The 22,469-nt window shown below is 71.6% G+C and carries 24 protein-coding genes; 10 read left to right on the forward strand and 14 right to left on the reverse strand.

The features are described from left to right. The first annotated feature begins 38 nt into the window (after nucleotides 1-38). Nucleotides 39-851, forward strand: a complete 813-nt coding sequence (locus ABZ444_RS01795; protein WP_357991225.1) for a lysophospholipase — start codon at nucleotides 39-41, stop codon at nucleotides 849-851. 65 nt (nucleotides 852-916) lie between these two features. On the opposite strand, the gene ABZ444_RS01800 is transcribed toward ABZ444_RS01795, so the two are convergent. Beyond that, complete coding sequence (locus ABZ444_RS01800) at nucleotides 917-1,219, reverse strand: hypothetical protein (protein WP_357991228.1); 303 nt, start codon at nucleotides 1,217-1,219, stop codon at nucleotides 917-919. Between the two features lie 983 nt (nucleotides 1,220-2,202). Here ABZ444_RS01800 and ABZ444_RS01805 point away from each other — a divergent pair. Together ABZ444_RS01805 and ABZ444_RS01810 are read left to right on the forward strand one after the other, a co-directional pair. Beyond that, nucleotides 2,203-3,093 carry an SMP-30/gluconolactonase/LRE family protein gene (locus ABZ444_RS01805; protein ID WP_357991231.1) on the forward strand — a complete coding sequence of 297 codons (891 nt, stop codon included), beginning with the start codon at nucleotides 2,203-2,205 and terminating at the stop codon, nucleotides 3,091-3,093. A gap of 206 nt (nucleotides 3,094-3,299) precedes the next feature. Continuing rightward, nucleotides 3,300-3,887, forward strand: a complete 588-nt coding sequence (locus ABZ444_RS01810) for a maleylpyruvate isomerase family mycothiol-dependent enzyme (RefSeq protein WP_357991234.1) — start codon at nucleotides 3,300-3,302, stop codon at nucleotides 3,885-3,887. Between the two features lie 212 nt (nucleotides 3,888-4,099). Here the strand turns inward: ABZ444_RS01810 and recQ are convergent, their stop codons facing one another. Next, complete coding sequence (gene recQ, locus ABZ444_RS01815; RefSeq protein WP_357991237.1) at nucleotides 4,100-5,938, reverse strand: DNA helicase RecQ; 1,839 nt, start codon at nucleotides 5,936-5,938, stop codon at nucleotides 4,100-4,102. Nucleotides 5,939-6,001: 63 nt separating this feature from the next. Continuing rightward, a complete protein-coding gene (locus ABZ444_RS01820; RefSeq protein WP_357991240.1) occupies nucleotides 6,002-7,222 on the reverse strand; it encodes an MFS transporter in 1,221 nt (406 codons plus the stop codon). A gap of 75 nt (nucleotides 7,223-7,297) precedes the next feature. On the opposite strand from ABZ444_RS01820, the gene ABZ444_RS01825 reads away from it, so the two are divergent. The 3 genes from ABZ444_RS01825 (at nucleotide 7,298) to ABZ444_RS01835 (ending at nucleotide 8,728) form a co-directional block, all read left to right on the forward strand. Then, nucleotides 7,298-8,059: an SDR family oxidoreductase gene (locus ABZ444_RS01825; RefSeq protein ID WP_357991243.1), complete on the forward strand. Its 762-nt coding sequence runs from the start codon at nucleotides 7,298-7,300 to the stop codon at nucleotides 8,057-8,059. 28 nt (nucleotides 8,060-8,087) lie between these two features. Then, the gene (locus ABZ444_RS01830) at nucleotides 8,088-8,333 is read left to right on the forward strand and encodes a type B 50S ribosomal protein L31 (RefSeq protein ID WP_357991246.1); all 246 of its coding nucleotides are present in this window, start codon (nucleotides 8,088-8,090) and stop codon (nucleotides 8,331-8,333) included. Nucleotides 8,334-8,488: 155 nt separating this feature from the next. Then, nucleotides 8,489-8,728, forward strand: a complete 240-nt coding sequence (locus tag ABZ444_RS01835; RefSeq protein WP_357970963.1) for a DUF3040 domain-containing protein — start codon at nucleotides 8,489-8,491, stop codon at nucleotides 8,726-8,728. Here ABZ444_RS01835 and ABZ444_RS01840 read toward each other — a convergent pair. The 4 genes from ABZ444_RS01840 to ABZ444_RS01855 form a co-directional block, all read right to left on the reverse strand. Beyond that, the gene (locus ABZ444_RS01840; RefSeq protein ID WP_357991248.1) at nucleotides 8,636-8,986 is read right to left on the reverse strand and encodes a DUF6343 family protein; all 351 of its coding nucleotides are present in this window, start codon (nucleotides 8,984-8,986) and stop codon (nucleotides 8,636-8,638) included. The genes ABZ444_RS01835 and ABZ444_RS01840 overlap by 93 nt on opposite strands. A gap of 12 nt (nucleotides 8,987-8,998) precedes the next feature. Further along, nucleotides 8,999-9,700, reverse strand: a complete 702-nt coding sequence (locus ABZ444_RS01845) for a maleylpyruvate isomerase family mycothiol-dependent enzyme (protein ID WP_357991251.1) — start codon at nucleotides 9,698-9,700, stop codon at nucleotides 8,999-9,001. A gap of 17 nt (nucleotides 9,701-9,717) precedes the next feature. After that, the gene (locus ABZ444_RS01850) at nucleotides 9,718-10,401 is read right to left on the reverse strand and encodes a DUF4344 domain-containing metallopeptidase (RefSeq protein WP_357991254.1); all 684 of its coding nucleotides are present in this window, start codon (nucleotides 10,399-10,401) and stop codon (nucleotides 9,718-9,720) included. A 172-nt stretch (nucleotides 10,402-10,573) separates the two neighbouring features. Then, entirely contained in the window at nucleotides 10,574-11,314 is a 741-nt protein-coding gene (locus tag ABZ444_RS01855; RefSeq protein WP_357991257.1) for a hypothetical protein, read from the reverse strand. Nucleotides 11,315-11,504: 190 nt separating this feature from the next. Between ABZ444_RS01855 and ABZ444_RS01860 the strand changes: the two genes are divergently transcribed. From ABZ444_RS01860 to ABZ444_RS01870, 3 genes are all read left to right on the forward strand, one after another. After that, nucleotides 11,505-12,377, forward strand: coding sequence for a sugar kinase (locus ABZ444_RS01860; RefSeq protein ID WP_357991260.1), 873 nt, complete (start codon nucleotides 11,505-11,507; stop codon nucleotides 12,375-12,377). A 191-nt stretch (nucleotides 12,378-12,568) separates the two neighbouring features. Further along, nucleotides 12,569-13,558, forward strand: a complete 990-nt coding sequence (locus tag ABZ444_RS01865) for a LacI family DNA-binding transcriptional regulator (RefSeq protein ID WP_352320092.1) — start codon at nucleotides 12,569-12,571, stop codon at nucleotides 13,556-13,558. Nucleotides 13,559-13,606: 48 nt separating this feature from the next. Then, the gene (locus ABZ444_RS01870) at nucleotides 13,607-14,242 is read left to right on the forward strand and encodes a hypothetical protein (protein WP_357991263.1); all 636 of its coding nucleotides are present in this window, start codon (nucleotides 13,607-13,609) and stop codon (nucleotides 14,240-14,242) included. Nucleotides 14,243-14,320: 78 nt separating this feature from the next. Here ABZ444_RS01870 and ABZ444_RS01875 read toward each other — a convergent pair whose 3' ends face one another. Continuing rightward, the gene (locus tag ABZ444_RS01875) at nucleotides 14,321-15,193 is read right to left on the reverse strand and encodes a LysR family transcriptional regulator (RefSeq protein WP_357991266.1); all 873 of its coding nucleotides are present in this window, start codon (nucleotides 15,191-15,193) and stop codon (nucleotides 14,321-14,323) included. An 82-nt stretch (nucleotides 15,194-15,275) separates the two neighbouring features. Between ABZ444_RS01875 and ABZ444_RS01880 the strand changes: the two genes are divergently transcribed. Continuing rightward, nucleotides 15,276-16,037 (forward strand): SDR family oxidoreductase, encoded by a 762-nt coding sequence (locus ABZ444_RS01880; RefSeq protein ID WP_357991269.1) that lies wholly within the window; start codon nucleotides 15,276-15,278, stop codon nucleotides 16,035-16,037. A 60-nt stretch (nucleotides 16,038-16,097) separates the two neighbouring features. Here ABZ444_RS01880 and ABZ444_RS01885 read toward each other — a convergent pair whose 3' ends face one another. From ABZ444_RS01885 to ABZ444_RS01910, 6 genes are read right to left on the reverse strand one after another with little or no spacing between them, the layout of a single operon-like run. Next, the gene (locus ABZ444_RS01885) at nucleotides 16,098-16,994 is read right to left on the reverse strand and encodes an aminoglycoside phosphotransferase family protein (RefSeq protein WP_357991272.1); all 897 of its coding nucleotides are present in this window, start codon (nucleotides 16,992-16,994) and stop codon (nucleotides 16,098-16,100) included. Further along, on the reverse strand, nucleotides 16,981-17,976 hold the full coding sequence (locus ABZ444_RS01890) for a LacI family DNA-binding transcriptional regulator (protein WP_352320101.1): 996 nt from the start codon (nucleotides 17,974-17,976) through the stop codon (nucleotides 16,981-16,983). Before ABZ444_RS01890 ends, ABZ444_RS01885 begins: the two co-directional genes overlap by 14 nt. Nucleotides 17,977-18,008: 32 nt before the next feature. Next, entirely contained in the window at nucleotides 18,009-19,379 is a 1,371-nt protein-coding gene (locus ABZ444_RS01895; protein ID WP_357991274.1) for a GH1 family beta-glucosidase, read from the reverse strand. Beyond that, nucleotides 19,376-20,179 carry a carbohydrate ABC transporter permease gene (locus ABZ444_RS01900; RefSeq protein WP_357970984.1) on the reverse strand — a complete coding sequence of 268 codons (804 nt, stop codon included), beginning with the start codon at nucleotides 20,177-20,179 and terminating at the stop codon, nucleotides 19,376-19,378. The genes ABZ444_RS01895 and ABZ444_RS01900 overlap by 4 nt, the downstream gene beginning before the upstream one ends. After that, entirely contained in the window at nucleotides 20,176-21,135 is a 960-nt protein-coding gene (locus tag ABZ444_RS01905) for a sugar ABC transporter permease (protein WP_357991277.1), read from the reverse strand. Before ABZ444_RS01905 ends, ABZ444_RS01900 begins: the two co-directional genes overlap by 4 nt. Next, complete coding sequence (locus tag ABZ444_RS01910; protein WP_357991280.1) at nucleotides 21,132-22,427, reverse strand: extracellular solute-binding protein; 1,296 nt, start codon at nucleotides 22,425-22,427, stop codon at nucleotides 21,132-21,134. The genes ABZ444_RS01905 and ABZ444_RS01910 overlap by 4 nt, the downstream gene beginning before the upstream one ends. Between the last annotated feature and the right edge of the window lie 42 nt (nucleotides 22,428-22,469).

Consider the following 22,469-nt stretch of genomic DNA (forward strand, 5'->3'; position numbering starts at 1 on the left):
GGTTTTCGGACGTCGTGGCTGGATGGGAGAGGAAGTTCATGGCCGAGTCGCGAGAGCACACCTTCACCGGCACGCGGGGGCTGAACGTCGTCCGCGAATGGCCGCACGACCGGCCCCGCTACATCGCCCTCCTGGTCCACGGATACGGCGAGCACATCGGCCGCTACGAGTACGTCGCCGACCGTCTCGTCCGGCACGGCGCCGCCGTCTACGGACTCGACCACATGGGCCACGGCAGGTCGGCGGGCGAACGCGTGCTCGTCGAGGACTTCGAGGACGTCGTCACCGACGTGCACACCGTCGAGGAACGCGCCAAGGCCGACCATCCGGGCGTCCCGGTCGTGCTGATCGGCCACTCCATGGGCGGCATGATCGCCGCGCGGTACGCCCAGCGCTACGCCGAGGGCCTGACCGCGCTGGTGCTGTCGGGCCCGGTGATCGGCGAGTGGCAGGTCATCCCCGCGCTGATGGCGCTCGACGAGCTGCCCGACATCCCCATCGACCCGGCCACGCTCTCCCGCGACCCGTCGGTGGGGGCGGCGTACGCGGACGACCCGTTGGTCTGGCACGGGCCGTTCAAGCGGGCCACGGTGGAGGCGTTCGCCGCGATGCTGGACACGATCGCCAAGGGCGGCACGTTCGGCGCCCTGCCCACGTTGTGGGTGCACGGCGACGACGACCAGCTCGTACCGCTGGCCGGCAGCCGGGCCGGGGTGGAGGCGGTCAAGGGCGACGACCTGACCGAACGCATCTACGCCGGCGCCCGCCACGAGGTCTTCAACGAAACCAACAAGGACGAGGTCCTCACCGACGTCCGAACCTTCGTGGACCGAGCACTGGACAACCGGTAGCGGGAGCCGCCGCGTCTGGTGGGCTGCTGGGAGTCGGCGGGGGTCACGAGGTGGGCTGCTGGGGGTTACCGGGCGACCGGTAGCCAGAGGTGACCCTTGCCGTGGGTGCGGCTGAGCTCGATCTTCCAGCAGCCGGGCTTGGGGAAGACGAGCCCGGTGCCCCATTCGTCCCCCGGGCGGTGCCAGGACGACCCGCCGTGCTCCTCGGGTCCCCAGGCGAGACGGGCGGCGGTGCCGTCAGGAAGGGACGCCCTGACCGTCAGCGGCCCTTCCCCGGTCATCCGCCACACGATCTTGGTGGTCTCCTTCCGGTGAAGCGGTAGCCCGGACACGAACAACAACCCCCACACCTCGGCGTCCGCCGACACCCCCCGCACCTCCGGAAACCCACCCCCGCCAACCACCGACGCCCCCCGGCACCCCACCCGCGCAACCCCCGCACTCGTCCTCCCCCTCCCACCAGTACCCGGGCTCGGACGGCCATCGATGCCCAGGGTGGGGGTGGGGTTCAGCCTTGGGCCAGGGAGGGGACTGGCGTCGGTGCTCAGACCGGGGCCCGAGTCCGGGACCGGGGCTGCGTCAGCGATCGGGCTGGGCTCAGCGTTCGGGTGGGGGGCGGTGCTCCGCTCGGTGGCGGCGTTCGGGTCGGGGTCGGCGTTCCGGCCGGTGGCCGCGTTCGGGTTGGGGTCGGTGCTTCGGCCGGGGGCGGCGTTCGGGTTGGGGTCGGTGCTTCGGCCGGGGGCGGCGTGCGGGTCGGAGGCGGCGTTCGAGGACGTGTCGGCGGTCGGGCTTGGGCTCCCGGTCCCGCGTCCGCCCGGAGTGATCCCCGAAGACGCGCTCACCGAGGAGCCCGCGCCGCCCCCCTCACCTCCGAACGAGGACCCGGCGCCACCACTCGCCCCCGCCCCCTTCCCAGAACCCCCGGTCGCCGCACACCCGACCCCCACCAGAAGCGCCGCCACCGTAAACACCGCCATCTTCCTCATGCCCTCACCTACCCCCCACCCGCCCAAAAGGTTCCAACAGGACACGCCCCCACCTGAGATCCCCGCGCCCCCACGTTGTGGCGATCCAAGAGCACCCGGCCCGACCGCCGGCACCCGCCCGTGCCGGTCCAGGACGATCCGCCCTTCCGCATCACAAGCCCCGCACTCGCGCTCCTCTGTGCGTCCCCCGGACGGCGTCATCGTGCCGCCGTCGCCACGTCGGACGGACGGGGACGCCGCGTGTGCGCCACTGAACGGCGACGGACCCCCTCAAAATGAGCGCCCGCTGAACCACCTCTCGCACAAGAGCCGATTATCCATATGACGTCCAGTGGAAGTAGGTTTTGTCAGAAGGAGGTTCAGTGATGGACAGGTTCAAGGCGCGGTTCGAGGTCGTGGACGAGCGGTTCGGGTTCGACGGTGGCGACGAGTACGTGGAGGTGCTGCATCGGGGCAGCCGCAAGGCCGAGGGGCCGGCCTACTTCCCGGCCGGGCGCTACCTGGTGTGGAGCGACATCCCCAATGACCGGCTCCTGCGCTGGGACGAGACGACCGGCGCCGTCGGCGTGTTCAGAAGCCCCGCGGGCAACGCCAACGGCAACACGGTCGATCGCGAAGGCAGGCTGGTCACCTGCGAACAGGGGGCGCGCCGGGTGACCAGGACCGAGCACGACGGGTCGATCACCGTGCTCGCCGAGAGCCATCGGGGCAAGCGGCTCAACAGCCCGAACGACATCGTCGTCAGGTACGACGGCACGATCTGGTTCACCGACCCGCGCTACGGCATCACCGGCTACTACGAAGGCAGCCCGGCCGAGAGCGAGATCGGCGCGGACCACGTGTACCGGCTCGACCCGGAAAGCGGTGAGCTGACCGTCGTCGCCGACGACTTCGTCCGCCCCAACGGGCTGGCCTTCTCTCCTGACCAGAGCCGGCTGTACATCGTGGACACCCGCGAGCGGCACATCCGGCTCTTCGACGTCGGCGACGACGGCACGCTGTCGGGCGGCAAGGTCTTCGCCGAGGACTGGTTCGACGGGATCAGGCTCGACTGCCACGGCCGCGTCTGGGCCGCCGCCCTCGACGGCCTGCACTGCTACCACCCCGACGGCGGCCTGCTCTGCAAGCTCCTGCTGCCCGAGTCGGTCTCGAACCTGACCTTCGGCGGCGCCAAGCGCAACGACCTGTTCATCACCAGCTCGGCCGGTGACCTGTACTCCATCCGCGTCACCTTCGCCGGGGCCGGCGACCGCTAGGGCCGGTACGGACCGCGGATCGGCAGACGGCCGCGGGCCCGCCGGACGGGCCCCTCCGCCCCGGACGGACGGTGGGTCGCACAGGGCGGCCACCTGTGGCCGGAAGGCGGGCCCGTCCGCTCTGCCCCCCGGGCACGAACGGCATCCTGCCCCGCGGCCGATGATTTTCGGCCTTCCGCGAGGTCTGTATGAATCGAGGAGGCGACATGGACGAACGGGCACGGGCGTTGACGGCAGGGGTGGCGTTGCTGGAGCGGGCCATCGACTACACCTTGGGCAGCCTGCGCGTGGTGAGCCCACACGTGCTGTGCCGGCCCACCCCGTGCTCCCGCTGGAACCTCCAGGAGCTCCTGGACCACATGCAGGACTCCTTCGAGACCCTGAACGAGGCCGCGCTCGGCCACGTCGCCCCCGCCCGCAGGCCCGTGCCGGTCGGCGGCCCGGTGCTCGGCAACCCGGCGCTGCTGCTCAGGGACGGCGCGACGGAGGTGCTCGGCACGTGGGCGGGCACGATCGAGCCCGGGATGATCGCGGTGGGGAACGTGCCCATGACCACGCCGATGGTGGCCGCGGCGGGCGCCATCGAGATCACCGTGCACGGCTGGGACATCGCGCGGGCCTGCGGTGAACACCGCCCGATCCCGCACGCCCTCGCCGAAGAGCTGCTGGACCTGGCCCATCTCTTCGTCACCGACGAGGACCGCCCGTTCCGGTTCGCCGCCCGGCTGCGGCCGCCCCCGCTGGGCACCGCCCAGGATCATCTCCTCGCCTACCTCGGCCGCCACCCGAACTGAGGGCAGCACCGGCCCCCCACCCGGCGGCGGCACCCCGTACGATCAAAGAGGGACACCGGGGCCCGGCATCCGTCCGGCCGGTCGCGGGCCAGGCGCCTCGACCAGGTCGGCCAGCGTGATGGCGACGACCGTTCTTCGTGCGGCCGTCGCCATCACCCCGAACCGCGACCCCCTCGCTACCGGAGCTGAGTGGAGCGGAACGGGGACGGGCGTCAGGCGTCTTCGGCGGCCGCCGCCCCGACGACCTCCAGGACCTGGTCCCCGTATTTGGCGAGTTTGTTCTCCCCGACCCCGTTGACCGTGCTCAGCTCCGCGAGCGAGGACGGCGCCAGCGTGGCGATCTCCCGCAGCGTGGCGTCGTGGAAGATGACGTACGCGGGCACGCCCTGCTCCTTGGCGACCGCGCCCCGCCAGGCCCGCAGCCGTTCGAACAGCGGCGCGGCCTCGGCGGGCAGCTCGGCGGCCGGCTGGCCCTTCGCCCCGGACGACCCGGACGACGACCTGGACGCCCGGGACGCCGGACGGGCCGTGTCGCGGCGCAACGGCACCTCCCGCTGCCCGCGCAGCACGTCGGCGCTGGCGTCGGTGAGCACCAGGGTGCCGTGGTCGGACTCCACCGCGAGCAGGCCCTGCGCCAGCAGCTGCCGGGCCACGCCGTGCCACTCGGCGTTGCCCAGGTCGGTGCCCACGCCGAAGACGGTCAGCGAATCGTGGCCGTGCTGGAGCACCTTGGCCGTCTTCTTGCCGAGCAGGATGTCGACCACCTGCCCGACGCCGAACTTCTGGCCGCGCTCCCGCTTCAGCCGCAGCACGGTGGACAGCACCTTCTGGGCGGCGATCGTGCCGTCCCAGGACTCGGGCGGGCTCTGGCAGGTGTCGCAGTTGCCGCAGGGCTCGGCGCCCTTCTGCCCGAAGTAGTCGAGCAGCATGACCCGGCGGCAGCCGGCGGTCTCGCACAGCGCCAGCATGGCGTCGAGGTGGAGGACCTGGCGGCGGCGGTGGGCCTCGTCACCCTCCAGGGCCATGCGCCGGTGCTGGACGACGTCTTGCAGGCCGTAGGCCATCCAGGCGGTCGCGGGCAGGCCGTCGCGCCCGGCGCGGCCGGTCTCCTGGTAGTAGCCCTCGACCGACTTGGGCAGGTCGAGGTGGGCGACGAAACGCACGTCGGGCTTGTCGATGCCCATGCCGAACGCGATGGTGGCCACCACGATCAGCCCGTCCTCCCGCAGGAAGCGGGACTGGTGGGCGGCGCGGGTGCGGGCGTCGAGCCCCGCGTGGTAGGGGACCGCCGCGATGCCGTGGTCGGCCAGGAACGCGGCGACCTTCTCCACCGACGAGCGCGACAGGCAGTAGACGATGCCGGAGTCGCCCGGGTGCTCGGTACGCAGGAAGTCGAGGAGCTGCCGCTTGGGGTCGCTCTTGGACGTGATGCGGTAGTGGATGTTGGGCCGGTCGAAGCCGGCCACGAAATGGCGGGCCTGGTCGAGGCCGAGCCGGGTGGAGATCTCGGCGTGGGTGGCCGGGGTGGCGGTGGCGGTCAGCGCGATGCGCGGCACCTGCGGCCAGCGCTCGCGCAGCTCCGACAGGGCGAGGTAGTCGGGGCGGAAGTCGTGGCCCCACTGCGCCACGCAGTGGGCCTCGTCGATGGCGAACAACGAGATCTCGCCCTTGGCCAGCAGCCGCATCGTGGCCTCGACCCGCAACCGCTCGGGGGCGAGGTAGAGCAGGTCGAGCTCGCCGGCCAGGAACTCGGCCTCCACGAGCTGGCGCTCGTCGAAGTCCTGGGTGGAGTTGAGGAAACCGGCCCGCACGCCGAGCGCGCGCAGCGCGTCGACCTGGTCCTGCATGAGCGCGATCAGCGGCGAGACGACGACCCCCACCCCGGGACGCACGAGCGCCGGGATCTGGTAGCACAGCGACTTGCCGCCGCCGGTGGGCATGAGCACCAGCGCGTCGCCGCCGCCGACGACGTGGTCGATGATCTCCTGCTGACCCGCCCTGAACGAGTCGTAACCGAAGACGCGGTGGAGAGCCTCGGTGGGGGTATCCATGCGGCTACCTTACGTGGTCGTCGGTCGACGTTCCGTCAGTTCCGCCGACGGCGGACCGCGGTCTCAGGTCGGCTCGGCGGGCAACGCGGCCTGTCGCTCCGGCGCCCGCCCGTACCGATCGTAGGCCACCAGCGAGAGCGCTCCGAGCACGCAGGCCGCCGCCACCGAGGCCATCACCGCCGGGTATCCGGCGACCTGCGCCACCGCCGCCGACAGCAGCGGGGCCACGGCCTTGGACACCGTGACGGGCAGGGCGAGCGCGCCGCTCAGCGTCGCGTACGCGGCCGTACCGTACCGGTCGGCCAGCAGGGCGGGACGGGCGATCGTGGCCACCCCGAACCCCAGCCCGAACAGCACCACCCCCGCGATCGCCCCCGCCACGCTGTCGCCCGCCAGCGGCAGCAGCAGCGCGGCCACCCCCTGGACGGCGAACATGGCCGCCGTGACCAGCGCCACCGGCCACCGGCTCTGCAGCCCCGTCGTGACCAGCCGCCCGGTCACCGACAACACGCCGAGCAGCCCGGCCACGCTCGCCGCGAACAACGGCGGATGCCCGAGCGCGATCAGGTACGTCACCAGCAGCACCCCCATGACCGCCACCGCGCCCGTCTGGGCCAGGAAGGCGGCCACCAGCAGCCAGAACGGCCGTTCGCGCAGCGCGGAGCCGACGATCGCGCGACGCCGGGCCGGCGGCGCGGACGCCCCCCGCCCCCGCACGGCCAGCGCGTGCAGCGGCACGGCCGTCAGCGCGTACCCGGCGGCCAGGACGACCAGCGCCTGCCGCCAGCCGTACCGGTCCACCAGGAACCCCGTCAGCGGCAGGAAGATGCTGGAGGCGAACCCGGCCACCACCGTCACGGCGAGCAGCGCGCGCGCCCGCCGGGCCGGGTCGAACCAGGCGACGATCACCGCGAAGGCCGCCTCGTAGAGCACCATGGCCGAGGCGATCCCGAGCGCCGCGCACACCAGGTAGAGCTGCGTCACGGTGCGCACCTGCGACCAGGCGAGCACCCCCAGCCCGCCCAGCAGCGACCCGGCCGTCATCAGCGCGCGTCCGCCGTGCCGGTCGAGCCAGCGTCCGACGAAGGGGGCGACCAGCGCGGACACCAGCACCGACACCGTGATCGCGCCGGTGAGCTGGGCGACCCCGGCCCGCAGGTCGCGGGCCATCGGCGGGATGAACACCGCGAAGGCGTAGTAGAGCACGCCGTAGCCGGCCGTCTGCGTGATCGCGAGCGCCCCGACCACGCGGGCCGGCGACCTCGGACCGGGTACGGCGATCACGCCCTGGTTCGTTCCCGTTCACCAGCCGGAAACACGGTGACAATGGTCACCCCGCGAGCGAGTAGCGTCGAACGCATGAGTCTTTCCTACGTGGTGACCGGCGGCGGGCGTGGCATCGGGAAGGCCGTGGTCCAGCGGCTCCTGGGGGAGAAGGACACCGTCGTCGTCATCGACCGCGACGGCGGCTCGCTGTCCTGGACGGGCCCCCGCGTCATCCCCGTCGTGGGCGACGCGGCCGACGAGGAGCTGGCCTCCTGGGCCGCCGACCGGGCCGAGGAGGCCGGCACGCTGGCGGGCTGGGTCAACAACGCGGCGATCTTCCGTGACGCCTCCGTGCACGACGCCCCGATCGCCGAGGTCAGGCAGCTGATCGCGGCCAACCTGGACCTGGCGCTGGTGGGCTGCGCGGTCGCCGTCCGCCGCTTCCTCGCGGCGGGCACGCCGGGCGCGATCGTCAACGTCACCTCCCACCAGGCCACGCGGGCGGTCCCCGGCAGCCTGCCCTACGCCACCGCGAAGGCCGCGACCGAGGGCCTGACCAGGTCGTTGGCCGTCGAGTACGGCCGGTACGGCATCAGGGTCAACGCCGTCGCGCCCGGCTCGGTGGCCACCGAACGCTACGAGGACTTCCTGGCCTCCAGGACCGCGGCCGAGGTGGTGGACGTCGAACGCGAGATGGCCAGGGTGCACCCCCTGGGCCGGGTCGCCTTCCCCGGCGAGGTGGCCTCGGTCGTGGCGCACCTGCTCTCGCCGGACGCCTCGTTCGTCAACGGGGCGACGATCCCCGTGGACGGCGGCCGGACCGTCCTCGGGATGGACCCCGAAGCCAGGGAATGAAAACCATTGCCATCAGGTTGAGAGGGGCATGAAGAAGAACCTGCACCCCTCGTACCGTCCGGTCGTCTTCCGCGACCCGAGCGCCGGCTTCGCCCTCCTCACCCGCTCGACCATGACGAGCAGCAGGACCGTCGAGTGGGAGGACGGCAGGACCTACCCGGTCGTGGACGTCGACGTGTCGTCGGCCAGCCACCCGTTCTACACCGGCCGCAGCCGCGTCCTCGACACCGAGGGCCGCGTCGAGCGCTTCAACCAGCGCTACGGCAAGAAATGACAGCCAAGGCTTGACCCGCCCCCGTCCGTTCCGCGCCTTCCGGCCGGAACGGCCGGGGGTTTCGGCATGTCACGCCAAGGAGGCGCCGGGCGGGGCATGCTGGGGCTACTGGTGGGTACAAGGCTTTCACCGGCGTGGGAGCAATGGTGATCGCGATGGGTCTCTCTGGAAGGGAACGCCGCATCCTCGCTGAGATCGAGCAGGGCCTCGAACGGGACGACCCCGAGCTGGCCCGGCGCGTGGCGGCAATCAACAGGATCGAGTCCGACGGTATCGACTACCCGCAGGCCTACGGTGACCGGCTACGAGTGTGGGCGCTGACCCATGTCTGGATCATCTTCGGGGTGGCCGCCGCGGTGATCCTGCTGCTCCTGCTGGCCGTGCTCACCACCTGACCGGCCGTGCTCACCACCTGACGGCCCGGCGCGCCGGCGCCTGAGCACCGCCAGGTCCACGGCGGCCACCATGGCCACCGCGGCGGCCAGGGCGGCCTCCCAGACCCACACCTGCTGTCCCGTGGCCATCGCGCGGGTCACGAAGAAGACCGCCGCGGCGACGGCGGCGACCAGGGCGATCCACGACAGCACCCGCCTCGCGCGCAGCGGGCTGCGTGCGGTCACCGGCTCGGTGCCCGCGCGGTTGCGCAGCCACATCTCGCTCTCCCCTCAGGCCAGGCACCGCAGCGCGGCGGCGACCCGCGGGTTCAGCCCGTCGGTCGGCAGCCGCCCCACGGTGGCCTCCACGAACTCCGGGTACGACAGCGACGCGCTGCCCCCGTCGACGCTCACCCAGATCTGCTCGGCCGTCTGCTCCACCTGCGCCCGCGAGTCCTGCTCGGCCAGCACGAACCGCCCGACGGCGACCCGCCAGAACGTCCGGTCGTCGATCTCCTCCTGCGCCACCGGCGCGCCGACGTCGTCGGCGTGGGTGGCGTACTCGGAGTCGTAGTGGAAGGTCTGCAAGCCCACCGGGTACGGACCCGCCGTCGTGTCGATCAGCGCGTCGGGGCCGAGGGCGCGCATACGCTCGCGCGTCTCGCCGTTCTTGGCGCGCCACTCCTGGAGCACCTCCTCGACGGGCACGTCGCGGCGCTGCCGCACGGACCACTCGTTGAAGTCGTTGAACCCGGTCACCCCCTCGGCGGCCACCCGGGTCAGCAGCTCCTGCACGGTCCCGTCGAGACAGGCGTGGTTGTAGGCCTCCTCACCCGCCAGATGGGCCAGCACGTCACGGACCGACCACCCGTCGCAGCGGGACGGACGCGCCCAGCCCGACTCGTCGAGCCCGTCGAAGAACCGGTCGAGCCGGGCCGCCTCGGTGTCGAAGATGTCGAACGGGTCGAAGTCTCTGAGCAGCTCCTCAGCCATACATCCGGACGTACCCCTCAGGCCCCGACTTTCACTGCCAGTGACCCCAGTTCCGCCCTGGCCCGCTCGTACTCGGCGCGGCACGACGGGACGCGCTCGGCCGGCACCCAGCCGCCCTTGGCGATGCGGGCGTACTTGACGGGGTCGGCGCCGTACAGGAGGCAGGCGAACGTGGCGGCGGCCGCCGTCCCCGACAGATGGTCGGCGTGGGTGTGGGCGGCCAGCAGGTGGCGGGCCTCGGCGGCGGCCACCACGTGGCCGCCGTCGCGCGCCGCGAGCGTCAGCGCGGCGAACCGGTCGGCCTGCGGCTCGTCGGCGGGCAGGCCGTTGAGTGCGGCCAGGGCGTGGCCGAGCTGGTGGTGGTAGAGAGCGGCCAGGGCGCCGTCCACGCGGGTGGCGGTGGTGCGCCGGTCGGCCTCCTCCGTCTCGGAGATGCCGGTGAGCGTGCGGTCGATCTTGGCGACCAGCGAGTAGCAGATCGTGATCCGCCGCCGGTCGCCGTTCCAGGTGGCGCGGGGGGCGTCGCAGCCGCGGGCGACGACCTGGACGCCGCCGAGCCGGGTGCGCAGCACGCCGCTGTCCTTCAGGAGCTTCCTGGCGTGCTGCTCGCGGGCCGTGCCGGCGGGTTCGTAACGGACCGAAGGGGCCGCCCCCAACGTGCTCGTCAGGCTCAGGACGAGGGCGATCAGGGGGTGGGGCATATGGGGGCTCCTGTCGGATCGACGCCGTGTCCGCGAGGCGGCGGGCCGCCTCCTTTGCAAATGGGACAGTCCATGCGGCGATCCGCTGATCGATAAACCTCGCCGGCCGCAAAAGAATCCGGAAATGCCGGAGGCCCGGCTCCCACCAGGGGAACCGGGCCTCGGCGATCAATCAGCGGTGGTGCCAGGAGCGGTAGACCTTGACGTAGTCGCGACGGCTCTCGGAGCCGTTGAGCTCGTCGTCACCCTCGAAGACGGCCTTGAACGTGCCGCTCTTCCAAGCGCGGGTCTTGGTGGCGAACTTGCCGCCCCAGGAGGTCTTGGCCGAGGCGACCCACTTCCAGCCGCTGGAGCCGTTGGCGCGGTAGTAGACGCTCACCTTCTCGCCGCGCAGACCTTCCCAGCCTTCGTCATCGACCTGAAGGCGACCGGAGAAGTAGATCGAGCGGCCCTGACGGACCTTGTAGGGGTCGGCCGTGAAGCGCGTGATGCGGGTGTCGGCCTTGCCCTTCTGGATCTCGACGTTGAAGAACGCGGAGTCGGTGGCGACCTGCTTGTTGTCCTTGTCGAAGGCCACGGCGGTGGCCTTCCACTTGCCGGCGAAGTCGCCCTCGTTGAACGGGACGGCGAAGCGCCAGCCCTCGAGGTCCTTGACGTCCTTGGCACGGAAGGTGCGGACGTCGCCCTCCGGCGACACGCTCAGCGTGACCTTCTGGACGTCGGAGCTGGCCCCGATGTCGAAGTACGCGGTGGTCTCGCTGCCGGCCTTCACCACGACCGGGTTGGGGGTGATGTCACGGATCTTGAGTTCGGTGGCGTGCTTGGTCGCGGTGGCGGAGGCGGCGCCCGCGCCGGAAACCAACATGGCCCCGCCGACGAAGGCGGTGATGATTCCTACTGCGATCTTTCTCATGAGGGTGCTGATTCCTCTCCCCGTATCGACTCGAAGCCGGCGCCGGGGCGCGCCGGCTTCCTCTACTACTTAGAGGCAGAGGTTGGGGAAAAGGTTCGCTAAAGATACAGAAAATATTTGATCACGGTCGTAACCAGGACTTATGCGAAAAAATCAATCCGCGCAGTCGTGACCAACTACAGTCTGGCTCATGACGGACGTCTACGCGCTCGGGGAGCCGCTCGGGGTGGTCTCCAGCGGCCGGGTGCGGCACGAGAACGAGGCCAGACTGGACGTCTGCGGGCCCGAGTTCGCCCTGGTGATCGCCCTGTCCAGGCTGGGCCACCGATGCGCGTACGCCGCCCGGGTGGGCGACGACGAGCTGGGCGCCAGGGCGCTGACCGTGCTCAGGGGCGAGGGCGTGGACGTCGAGGACGTGCGGGTGGTCGAAGGGGCGCGTACCGGGATGGTGCTCAGGGAGGTGCGCGTCGGCCGCGAGCCGGTGACCGCCCAGTACCGCACCCGCTCGGCCGGGTCCCGGCTGTCGCCCGGCAACGTGCCGATGGACCGGGTGGGCGCCGCCAAGATGCTGCACGTGACCGGCGTCACGGCGGCCCTGAGCAGGGACGCGCTCGACGCCGTGCACGCCGCCATGAGCGCGGCGCGGACGGCCGGGGTGATGATCTCGTTCTCCGTCGGCTACGTGCCCGAGTTGTGGCCCTCGGTCCGGGAGGCCGAGGAGGTGCTCGGCGAGCTGGCCTGCCAGTCCCACCTGCTCTTCCTCGCCCAGGACGAGCTGGACCTGGTCAAGCCCGCCCTCACCCCCGAGCGCGAGGTCGTGGTCGATCGGGGCGCCAAGGGCGCCAGCGTGCGCGCCGACCGCATGCGTTACGACGTGGCCGTCCCGCAGGTGCCCGTCGTGGACATGGCGGGCTCGGGCGAGGCGTTCGCGGCCGGTTACATCAGCGCCGCGCTCGACGGCCTGACGCCGCAGGAACGGCTGCACCGGGGTGCGCTGCTGAGCGCGGCGGCGATGGCGAGCGTGAGTGATTGGCAAGGCTTGCCGTCCAGGGCGGAGCTATGACGCAGGATTTCGCAACCGCTTGACGTGATTGCGCAATCATTTGACTGGCCATTGTCGTGCGGCACCCCGCATTTCCTCCGTCCGATGCCCCGAAATTGTCGGGAAGGCCGTCCTGGGCGGGAGTGGGAAGGGGCGGCGGGGGCTACGTAAGTGATCGCAAGCGCTTGCGCAGTAGGCCGTATAGTTTGCGCATGACGCGACGACTCGCAGAGGTGGCGAAGAAGGTCGGGGTGAGCGAGGCGACGGTCAGCCGCGTGCTCAACGGCAAGCCGGGTGTGTCCGACGCCACCCGCGAGGCCGTGCTGACCGCGCTCGACGTGCTCGGCTACGAACGTCCCACCCAGTTGCGCGGAGACCGGGCCCGCCTGGTCGGCCTGGTGCTCCCCGAGCTGCAGAACCCGATCTTCCCCGCCTTCGCCGAGGTCGTCGGCGGCGCGCTGGCCCAGCAGGGTTTCACCTCGGTGCTCTGCACCCGCACGGTCGGCGGCGTCTCCGAGGCAGACTACGTCGATCTGCTGCTCCAGCAGCAGGTCAGCGGCGTGGTCTTCGCCGGCGGTCTCTACGCCCAGGCCGACGCCTCGCACGACCACTACGAGCTGCTGCACGAGCGCAAGCTGCCGACCGTCCTGGTCAACGCGGCCGTCGAGCGGCTGGACTTCCCGCAGGTCTCCTGCGACGACGTGGTGGCCGCCGAGATGGCCCTGTCCCACCTGCGCGCGCTCGGCCACGAACGCGTCGGCATGGTGCTCGGCCCGAAGGACCACATGCCCTCCCGGCGCAAGCTGGAGACGTTCCAGGCCCGGGGCGGTGACCCGCGGCTCGTCGAGCACACGATGTTCTCCCTGGAAGGCGGGCACGCGGCCGCGTCCAGGCTGGTCAAGCAGGGCGTGACCGGTGTGATCTGTGCCAGCGACCTGCTCGCGCTCGGCACTGTCCGGGCGGCCAGGCGGGCCGGCCTCGACGTGCCGGGGGACGTCTCGGTCATCGGCTTCGACGACTCGGCGCTGATGAACTGCACCGAGCCGCCGCTGACCACGGTCCGCCAGCCGATCGACGCGATGGGCCGGGCCGCCGTCGACCTGCTGGTGGCCCAGATCGACAAGGCCGTGGTGCCCGCCGACGAGCTGCTGTTCGAGCCGGAGCTGGTGGTCAGGGCCTCGACGGCGCGGGCTCGCGGCTGACCTCGCCCGCACGTGCGCCCGGCCCCCACTTCCCGTACATTCGGGCAAATGTGGATCGAGCGGGCCAGAGGGCTCTACGAACGCGGGATCTACGCAGGGGACGACGCCGCGCTCGCCGCGTCCGACCGTGAACTGGACGCCGTCGAGGCCGCGTTGTGCCTGGCCAGAGGCCGGGTCCTGCACGTGCGCTTCGTCCAAGGAGGTGAGGCGGACCCGCGCGAGCCGGCGCTGTTCGAACGGGCCGGCGCGCTGTTCAAGGCGGTCGGCGACCGGCGCGGGGAGGGGGAGTCGGCGTTCTGGGAGGGCTGTTACCACCAGGTCGTCGAAGGCGATCTCGACCGCGCGCTGCCCCTCTTCCGGCGCGCCGGGGAACTGGCCGCGGAGACCGGGGACCTGGCCACGCTCGCGGAGGTGCTCAGGCACCAGGGGATCGCGGCCCACCGGTCCGGGCGGCTCGACGAGGCGCGCGAGAGGCTGACGGAGTCGTCGCGGCTGCGCCGGGAACTCGGGTCGCCGGCCGGGGTCGCGTCCAACCAGGTCGGGCTGATCCGCATCGCGGTCGCCCAGGGGCGGCACGACGAAGCCCTGGCGCTCGCCGACGAGGCCCGCGCCCTGGCCGGGTCGTGCGGCGCCGACCGCGTCGCCGTCCACGTCGAGGAGGCCCGCGCCACCATCCCGACCTGACCCGACCTGACCCGACCTGACCCGGCCTGGCCGGGCCTGACGCGACCTGCCTCGGCCCTGACCCCCGCCTGCCGCGCGTCACGCGCACAGGCAGCGGACGAACTCGCGCACCAGCGCGCGCACCGACGGCCTGCGGTCGTCGCGTCGCCAGACGATGGCCAGCCTGCTCGGCGGCAGCCCGGTCACCGGCCGGGCCACCACGTCGTCGCGCCGGTAGAGCTCGGCGTTCCCGGCCGAGACCAGCGCGACGGCCCGCCCGGACGCCACCACCTCGAACGCCTCCTCCGCCGTCTCCGCCTCCGCCCCGACCAGGGCCGGGCCGGTGCGCCGGTCGGCGGCCAGCCAGAAGTCCCGCATCGGCCCCGCCGTGCGCGGCAGCGCGACGAACGGCTCGCCGGCCAGATCGGCCAGCCCGACCTCCGCCCGCCCGGCCAGCCGGTGCCCGGCGGGCAGCGCCACCCACCGCTCCTCGGTGCTCACCACCGTCCAGTCGTAGGCCCCGTCGTCGGGGACGGGCAGCCAGGCGACCGCGACGTCCACCTGCCCGTCACCCAGGCCCACGGTCGGGTCGCCCCAGGTGATCTGGCGGAAGCGCAGCTCCCACCCCGGCAGCGCCTCCACGATGGACGGCACCAGCCCCCGCCCGATCCGCGTCTGGAACCCCACGGTCAGCGTGCGCTCCTCGCGCGCCGAGGCCACCGCGCGCCGCGCGTCCTCCCACTGCTCGATGATCTGCCGGGCCAGCGGCAGCAGCGCGGCCCCGGCGGCGGTCAGCGCCACGGTCCGCCGGTCGCGGTCGAACAGCCTGGCCCGCATGGACAGCTCAAGCTGCCTGATCTGCCTGCTCAGCGAGGGCTGGGAGATGAACAGCCGCTCGGTCGCCGCCCGCGTGAAGCTCAACTCCTCCGCGACCGCCACGAAATATCGCAGATCCCGGATATGGGCATCCATAGCAAGAAGCTATAACAGCCGGTCTTGGACGCCCGCGAAGTCCCCGCCGCACGATGGAGCTCCACCGATGAAGGAGCACGTCATGAGTGAGTTCGCAGGCAGGACCGCGCTGGTCACGGGGGCCTCGCGCGGCATCGGACGGGCCGTGGCGCGACGCCTGGCCGCCGGCGGCGCCCGCGTGATCGTCCACTACGCCACCAACGACGACCTGGCCAAGGAGACGGTCGCCGAGATCGAGAACGCCGGCGGACAGGCGTACGCGGTCAAGGCCGCCTTCGAGGACGGCGTGGACGCCCTGTTCGACGGCCTGCGCGACGACCGGCTGGACATCGTGGTGAACAACGCCGCCATCCTGGGGGGAGTGCTGAACTCGGTCACGCCCGAGCAGTTCGACCGGGTGTTCGCGGTGAACGTGCGGGCGCCGTACTTCGTCATCGAACGGGCGCTGCCGCTGCTGAACGACGGCGGCCGGATCATCAACGTGTCCTCGGCGGTCGTGCGCATCGCGCTGCCCGACGTCGTGTACTCGATGACCAAGGGCGCGCTGGACACGCTCGGCTTCACCCTGGCCCCGCTGCTCGGCCCGCGCGGCATCACCGTGAACACCGTCTCCCCGGGCGTCACCGAGACCGACATGAACGCCTGGCTGCGCGAGGACCACGACGGCGTCGCCGAGCGGCGCGTCACCGAGGTCACCGCGCTCGGCCGCATCGGCCGTCCCGAGGACATCGCCGATGCCGTGGCGCTGCTGGCCCGGCCGGACGCCCGGTGGATCACCGGCCACGTGCTCGACGCCACCGGCGGCTACTTCCTCGGCCCGGCGCAGGGCGTCGTGCCGGTCTGACAACGGGCCTGAGCACGGGCTTGAGCACGGGCCTGAGCACGGGCTTGAGCATGGGCCTGGTCAGCGAGAACGGCCGGCGGGGTCGCGCAGCCAGCCGTCGAGGACGGCGCGGGCGGCGGCCCGCTCCTCGGGGAAGCGCCGCGCCCTGACCAGCGTCCACAGGACGGCCTGCAGAGCCCGCGCCTCCGCGAACACCGCCAGGGCCGGGTCACCGGGATCGGCGCCGTAGGCCCGCACGGCCGCGCGACCGTCGAGCCGCACGGTGCCGAGCAGGCAGGCCAGGTCCCAGCCCACGGGCCCGTACGTGGTCTCCTCGAAGTCGTTCCACCGCAGGCCGGCGGGCGTGACCAGCAGATTGCCCGGATGGGCGTCGCCGTGCACGGCCTGACCCCCGCCCGGCAGCCGGGCCGCCAGCCCGGCGCGGGCCTCGGCGAGCCGGGCCGACACCGCCGGCTCCAGGTCGGCGGCGAGCACCCGGAGCAGGTGCTCGGGCTCGTCGAGGACGGGCCCGAGGCGCGGCAGCGCGCCCGGATAGCCGCGCAGCACGTCGTGCAGCTCGCGCAGGGCCCGCCCGAACACCTCGGGCGTCACCGGCCGCGACCCGTCGTGCTCGACGTGCCGCCAGTACGACACCAGCGCCCCGCCGCGCTCGTGCACCCGCGCCGGCAGCAGGTCGCTGGGCGGCACGACCGGCGCCCCCCGCTCGTGCAGGAACGACACGACCGCCAGCTCCCGGCGCATCGCCTCCTCCGGCCGGAGCCGGGCCAGGGCGGTGACCGTGGGCACCCGCGCCACGACCGGCGCCGGCCGCAGGTGGATCCGCAGGTTGTAGGAGTCCTTCAGCACGACCGGCTCGCGCACCGTGACGCCGTGCTCCTCGGCCACCGCGACGGCGGCGGCCACGGCCTCGCCGGCGGAGATCACCCGCGCGGCCCCGGCGGGCTCAGGCCGACTCACGGACCACCAGCTCGGTGGGCAGGATCACCGGCTCCCGCGAGCCGCCCTCGAACAGGCCGAGCAGCAGCCGGACCATGGCCGCCGCCTGCTCGGCGATCGGATGGCGCAGCGTGGTCAGCGGCGGCTCGGTGTACTTGGCCGCCTCGATGTCGTCGAACCCCACCACCGCGACGTCGTCGGGCACCCGCCGCCCGGCCTGGCGCAACGCCTGCAGCGCGCCGACCGCCATCAGGTCGTTGCCCACGAACACGGCGTCGAGCGCGGGGTCGTCGCCGAGGAGCTGGCGCATCGCGATCGCGCCCGACTCCCGGGTGAAGTCGCCCACGGCCACGATCGAGCGGCGGTCGGAGTCGCGCAGCACGTTGCGGTAGCCGGTCAGGCGGTCCTGGCCGGCGATCATGTCCTGCGGGCCGGCGATGGTGGCGATCCTGCGCCGCCCGGATTCGACCAGGTGCCGGACGCCCGCCTCGGCCCCGCCCACGTTGTCGTTGTCGACGAACGGGATGTCGACCGGCACCGCCGGCCGCCCGTACGAGACCACGGGCACGCGCAGGCGCGACAGCGCGGCCGGCAGCGGGTCGGCGCCGTGCATGGAGATCAGCATGACGCCGTCGACGTGGCCGCCGGAGATGTACCGCTCCACCCGGGCGTGGCTCTTGGGCGAGGACGCCAGCATCAGCACGACCTGCTTGTTGACCGCCTCCAGCTCGTAGCTGGCCGACCTGATCGCCGTGGAGAACATCGGGTCCTCGGAGAAGACCCGGGTGCCCGGCTCGCTGACGACCAGGGCGATCGAGTCGGTGCGCTGGGTGACCAGGCTGCGCGCCGCCGAGTTGGGGATGTAGCCCAGCTCGTCGATCGCGCGCTGCACGGCGTCGCGGATGTGCGGCGCGACGGTCGTCTGGTTGTTGACGACCCTGGAGGCGGTCGCGCGGGAGACGCCCGCGCGGGCGGCGACCGCCTCCAGCGTCGGGCGTCTCATGACTGCACCAAGAGGGAGAGCACGGAAAAAATCTACAGGCCGTTCCTGCTGATCACGTCGCGGTACCACAGAGCGCTGTCCTTGGGCACCCGGGCCTGCGTCGCGTAGTCCACGTGCACGATGCCGAACCTGCGCCGGTAGCCCTCGGCCCACTCGAAGTTGTCCAGCAACGACCACACCAGGTAACCGCGCAGGTCGGCGCCCGCCTCGACGGCCCGGTGCAGCTCGCGCAGATGCCCGTCCAGGTACGCCACGCGCTCGTCGTCGTGCACCCGGCCGTCCTCGACCAGGTCGTCGAAGGCCGCGCCGTTCTCGGTGACCATGAGCCCGACCTGCGGATAGTCCTTCGAGAGCCGGACGAGCAGCCGGGACAGGCCGTCGGGCACGATCGGCCAGCCCATCGCGGTGACCGGGGCGTCCACCGTGGCGAAGCGCACGTCGTCCGAGCCCGGCCAGGCGGCGTCGGCGGGCAGCCCCGGGCCCGACTCGACCACGCACGGGTTGTAGTAGTTGACGCCTACCAGGTCGATCGGCGCGTTGATCAGCTCAAGGTCGCCGTCGTGGACGTGCGCGGTCCCGCCGTTGCGCGCCGCCGCCGCCAGAACCTCCTCCGGGTACCTGCCGTGCACCGCCGGGTCGAGGAACTGCCTGGTCAGCAGGGCGTGGACCCGTTCGGCGGCGGCCGCGTCCGCCTCGCCGGCGACCGCCGTGGGGTCGTTGACCTGGGCCGGGGTGAGCACCGGCGCGGAGTTGACCACGAGCATGATGCTGCGCGCCCCGCCCGCGCGCAGCCCGCGCGCCGCCAGGCCGTGGCCGAGCAGCAGGTGGTGGGCCGCGCGCATGGCCTGGCCAGGGTTGCGGCGGCCGGGCGCGTGCACGCCGTTGCCGTAGCCGAGGAAGGCCGACACCCAGGGCTCGTTGAGCGTCGTCCAGTGGGTCACCCGGTCGCCGAGCCGGTCGTGCACGGCCTGGGCGTAGTCGGCGAAGCGGTAGGCCGTGTCGCGGTTCGTCCAGCCGCCGTGGTCTTCGAGGGCTTGGGGAAGGTCCCAGTGATAAAGCGTGACATAGGGCGAAATTTCGGCGGCTAGTAGTTCATCTACGAGCTTGTCGTAGAAGGCGAGGCCGCGCGGGTTGATCGGCCCCGTCCCATCCGGCTGCACGCGCGGCCAGGCCACCGAGAACCGGTAGGCCCGCAGCCGCAGCTCGCGCATCAGCGCGACGTCGTCCTTGTACCGGTGGTAGTGGTCGCAGGCCACGTCACCGGTGTCGTCGCCGGCGACCTTCCCGGGGGTGTGGGAGAAGGTGTCCCAGATCGAGCGGCCGCGCCCGTCCTCCTTGACCGCCCCCTCGATCTGGTAGGAGGCCGTGGCGGCTCCCCAGACGAATTCCTCGGGAAACTTCATCCCTTAACAGCTCCTTGCATGATTCCACCGATGATTTGCCTGCCGAACAGGGCGAAAACCGCCACGAGCGGCAGGACGCCGACCGCCGTGCCCGCCAGGCCCAGCACGTAGTCGTTGACGTAACCGCTGGCCAGCGTGGACAGAGCCACCTGGACGGTCGGGTTGTCCGGGTTCAGCACGACCAGCGGCCAGAAGTAGTCGTTCCAGGCCGACATGAACGTCAGCATGCCGAGCACGGCCGCCGCCGGCCGCGCGGCGGGCAGCACGACGTGCCAGAACAGGCCCCACGTCGTGCACCCGTCGACCCGCCCGGCCTCCAGCAGCTCGTCCGGCAGCGCCCGGGTCAGGTACTGGGTCATGAAGAACACCCCGAACGCGTTGACCAGCGCCGGCACGATCAGCGCGTAGTCCGTGCCGGTCCACTCCAGCTTCACCATGAGCAGGTAGAGCGGGATGATGCCGAGCTGGGCCGGGACCATCATGGTGGCCACGGTGATCACCAGCATGGCGTTCCTGCCCCGGAACCTCAGCTTGGCGAAGGCGAACCCGGCCAGCGTCGAGAAGAACATCACCGCCACCGCGATCGAGCCCGCCACGATGACCGAGTTCAGCAGCGCCAGCCCGAAGGGCACGGTGTCGAACACGCGGGCGACGTTGTCGAAGAAGTTCCCGCCGGGCAGCAGCGGCGGCGGGACCTCGGCCAGCGCCGAGTTGTGCCGCGAGGCCACCACGACGCTGTAGTAGAGCGGGAAGGCGGAGAAGAAGGCGACCGCGATGAGGGTCAGGTAGCGCAGTCTCATGTCGTGCCGCCCTTCACCCGGCTGCTGATCAGGAAGTTGATCCCGGCGGCGACCACCACGACCAGGAACATCAGCCAGGACGCCGCCGAGGCGTACCCGAAGTCGAACTTGGTGAAGCCCTGCTCGTAGACGAACAGCGCGAGCGTCTGGTACTGGCGGTCCGGGCCGCCGCTGGCCGCGCCGCCGCCCGCGCCGCTGCTCTGGCCGAACAGCAGGGGCTCGGCGATGATCTGCATCGCGCCGATCGTGGAGACGATGACGACGAAGATGATCGTGGGCCGGATCATCGGGATGGTGATCCGGCGCAGCTGGGTGAAGCTGCTCGCGCCGTCGAGGGTGGCGGCCTCGTACAGCTCGCGCGGTACGGCCTGCATGGCGGCCAGGAAGATGAGCGCGTTGTAGCCGGTCCAGCGCCACATGATCATCACGGCGAGCGCGATGTGCGAGGTCGCGGTGCCGGCCGCCCAGTCGATCTTCCCGATGCCGACCCACGACAACACCCAGTTGATCAGCCCGAAGTCGCGGCCGAAGAGCTGGCTGAAGATCACCACCACGGCCACCACGCTGGTGACGTTGGGCAGCAGCATCGAGATGCGCAGCAGCGTCTGGAAGCGCAGCCGCCGGTTCAGCAGGTGGGCCAGCCAGATGGCCAGCAGCAGCTGCGGCACGGTGGACAACACGCCGATGGACAGCGTGTTGAAGGTGGCGTTCCAGAAGTAGCCGTCGGCCAGCAGCGTCCGGAAGTTCTTCGCGCCGACGAACGTGTGCTCCTCCGACAGCAGGGTCCAGTCGTGCAGGCTCACCCAGGCCGTGTAGACGAGCGGGAACAGCCCGAAGGCGCAGAAGAGCAGGAAGAAGGGGGCGACGTAGGCGTACGGCGACACCCTCACGTCGAGGGTGTGCCGCACGCCACGCCGCCGGTGCCGGGTCGGCGCCGACAGCGGGAGCGTACTCATCTGATCTTCTGGACGTCCTGGAGGACCTGCGCCCACGCCTCGTCGGGCGTCTGCTTGCCCTGCTCGACCCGGCCGAGCCCGTTGCCGATCGCCACCCGGACGTCGGCCTCCTTCGGGCCGAGGTGCTGCGGCTTGAGCGCCTTGGCGGCGTCGGAGTAGATCTTGCCGATGGGGGCGTCGCCGAAGAACGGCTTGGTGAAGTTCTGGATCGAGGGGTCGTCGTACAGCGCCGGGATCGACGGGAACGTGCCCTCCTCCTTGAACACCTTGGCCTGGTTCTCCTTGGAGGTCAGGAAGTCGATCAGCTCGGCCGCCTCCTTCGGGTGCTTGCTCTGCTTGGGCACCATCAGATGCGAGCCGCCGCTGTTGCCCGAACCGCCCGGCACGGTCGCGATGTCCCACTTGCCGGAGGCGTCCTTGGCCTGCTCCTGGATGAACCCGGTCATCCAGGCCGGGCAGATGATCGTGGCGAACGAGCCCTTGGCGAAGCCGGTGTTCCACGGCGGGGTGAAGGCGGCCAGCTTGGCGGTCAGGCCCTCCTGGGTGAGCTGGTTGGACAGGTCCCACGCCTTCTTCACGTCGGGGTTGCTGCCCACGATGATCTGGTCCTGGGCGTCGTACAGGCCGACGGGGGCCTGGTTGACCATGGCCCGGAAGATCTCGCCGGGGGAGTCGACGAACTTGGCGCCGGCGACGTTCGCGGCGCCGAACTTCTTACCGGTCTCGATGTACTGCTCCCAGGTCGGCCAGAGAGCGCTCACCTCGGTCCGGTCGCTCGGCAGCCCGGCCTTCTTGAACAGGTCCTTGCGGTAGCACATGGCCAGGCCGCCGACGTCGGTGCCGAGGCCGAGGAGCTGCCGGCCGTCCTTGCTGAGGCCCTGCTGCCACTTCCAGTCGAGGTAGTCGCCCTGGCGCTTGTCCAGCCCGTACTGCTTGAGGTCGACGAACTTGCCGGGCTGGGAGGTGAACGTGCTGACGTAGCCCACCTCGACGGCCTCGACGTCACCCGCGCCGGCGTTCGTGGCCAGGCGCTTGACCAGGTTGTTGTGGTGGTCGTTGAACTGGGTGACGGCCTCCGTGATCTCGATGTTCGGGTGGGTCTTCTTGTATTCCTCGTAGAGCGGTTTGAAGCCGAAGTCGCCGAAGAGGCCGATGGACAGCTTGATCTTCTCGCCGGGCTTGGCGCTCGCCTCGGTGGTGGGGCTTCCGCCGCCGCCACCGCAGGCCGTCGCCAGCGCGAGCAGGGACGCGGTGAGCACGGGCAGGGCGAGCCGCCGGACACGAGGGGTCATGGAAACCCTCCTGGGTAGAACGGGGAATGTGAGAGAGCGCTC

The organism is Nonomuraea sp. NPDC005730 (assembly GCF_040630865.1).
GTDB lineage: Bacteria > Actinomycetota > Actinomycetes > Streptosporangiales > Streptosporangiaceae > Nonomuraea.

Bases quoted from the DNA above. Each gene is read 5' to 3' on its own strand.
- ABZ444_RS01875 (WP_357991266.1), bottom strand. From the start codon at position 15,193: ATGGATGCCCATATCCGGGATCTGCGATATTTCGTGGCGGTCGCGGAG.
- ABZ444_RS01860 (WP_357991260.1), top strand. From the start codon at position 11,505: ATGACGGACGTCTACGCGCTCGGGGAGCCGCTCGGGGTGGTCTCCAGC.
- ABZ444_RS01870 (WP_357991263.1), top strand. From the start codon at position 13,607: ATGTGGATCGAGCGGGCCAGAGGGCTCTACGAACGCGGGATCTACGCA.
- ABZ444_RS01825 (WP_357991243.1), top strand. From the start codon at position 7,298: ATGAGTCTTTCCTACGTGGTGACCGGCGGCGGGCGTGGCATCGGGAAG.
- ABZ444_RS01895 (WP_357991274.1), bottom strand. From the start codon at position 19,379: ATGAAGTTTCCCGAGGAATTCGTCTGGGGAGCCGCCACGGCCTCCTAC.
- ABZ444_RS01905 (WP_357991277.1), bottom strand. From the start codon at position 21,135: ATGAGTACGCTCCCGCTGTCGGCGCCGACCCGGCACCGGCGGCGTGGC.
- ABZ444_RS01890 (WP_352320101.1), bottom strand. From the start codon at position 17,976: ATGAGACGCCCGACGCTGGAGGCGGTCGCCGCCCGCGCGGGCGTCTCC.
- ABZ444_RS01850 (WP_357991254.1), bottom strand. From the start codon at position 10,401: ATGCCCCACCCCCTGATCGCCCTCGTCCTGAGCCTGACGAGCACGTTG.
- ABZ444_RS01865 (WP_352320092.1), top strand. From the start codon at position 12,569: ATGACGCGACGACTCGCAGAGGTGGCGAAGAAGGTCGGGGTGAGCGAG.
- ABZ444_RS01795 (WP_357991225.1), top strand. From the start codon at position 39: ATGGCCGAGTCGCGAGAGCACACCTTCACCGGCACGCGGGGGCTGAAC.
- ABZ444_RS01810 (WP_357991234.1), top strand. From the start codon at position 3,300: ATGGACGAACGGGCACGGGCGTTGACGGCAGGGGTGGCGTTGCTGGAG.
- ABZ444_RS01900 (WP_357970984.1), bottom strand. From the start codon at position 20,179: ATGAGACTGCGCTACCTGACCCTCATCGCGGTCGCCTTCTTCTCCGCC.
- ABZ444_RS01910 (WP_357991280.1), bottom strand. From the start codon at position 22,427: ATGACCCCTCGTGTCCGGCGGCTCGCCCTGCCCGTGCTCACCGCGTCC.
- ABZ444_RS01840 (WP_357991248.1), bottom strand. From the start codon at position 8,986: ATGTGGCTGCGCAACCGCGCGGGCACCGAGCCGGTGACCGCACGCAGC.
- ABZ444_RS01830 (WP_357991246.1), top strand. From the start codon at position 8,088: ATGAAGAAGAACCTGCACCCCTCGTACCGTCCGGTCGTCTTCCGCGAC.
- ABZ444_RS01855 (WP_357991257.1), bottom strand. From the start codon at position 11,314: ATGAGAAAGATCGCAGTAGGAATCATCACCGCCTTCGTCGGCGGGGCC.
- ABZ444_RS01880 (WP_357991269.1), top strand. From the start codon at position 15,276: ATGAGTGAGTTCGCAGGCAGGACCGCGCTGGTCACGGGGGCCTCGCGC.
- ABZ444_RS01845 (WP_357991251.1), bottom strand. From the start codon at position 9,700: ATGGCTGAGGAGCTGCTCAGAGACTTCGACCCGTTCGACATCTTCGAC.
- ABZ444_RS01835 (WP_357970963.1), top strand. From the start codon at position 8,489: ATGGGTCTCTCTGGAAGGGAACGCCGCATCCTCGCTGAGATCGAGCAG.
- recQ (WP_357991237.1), bottom strand. From the start codon at position 5,938: ATGGATACCCCCACCGAGGCTCTCCACCGCGTCTTCGGTTACGACTCG.
- ABZ444_RS01805 (WP_357991231.1), top strand. From the start codon at position 2,203: ATGGACAGGTTCAAGGCGCGGTTCGAGGTCGTGGACGAGCGGTTCGGG.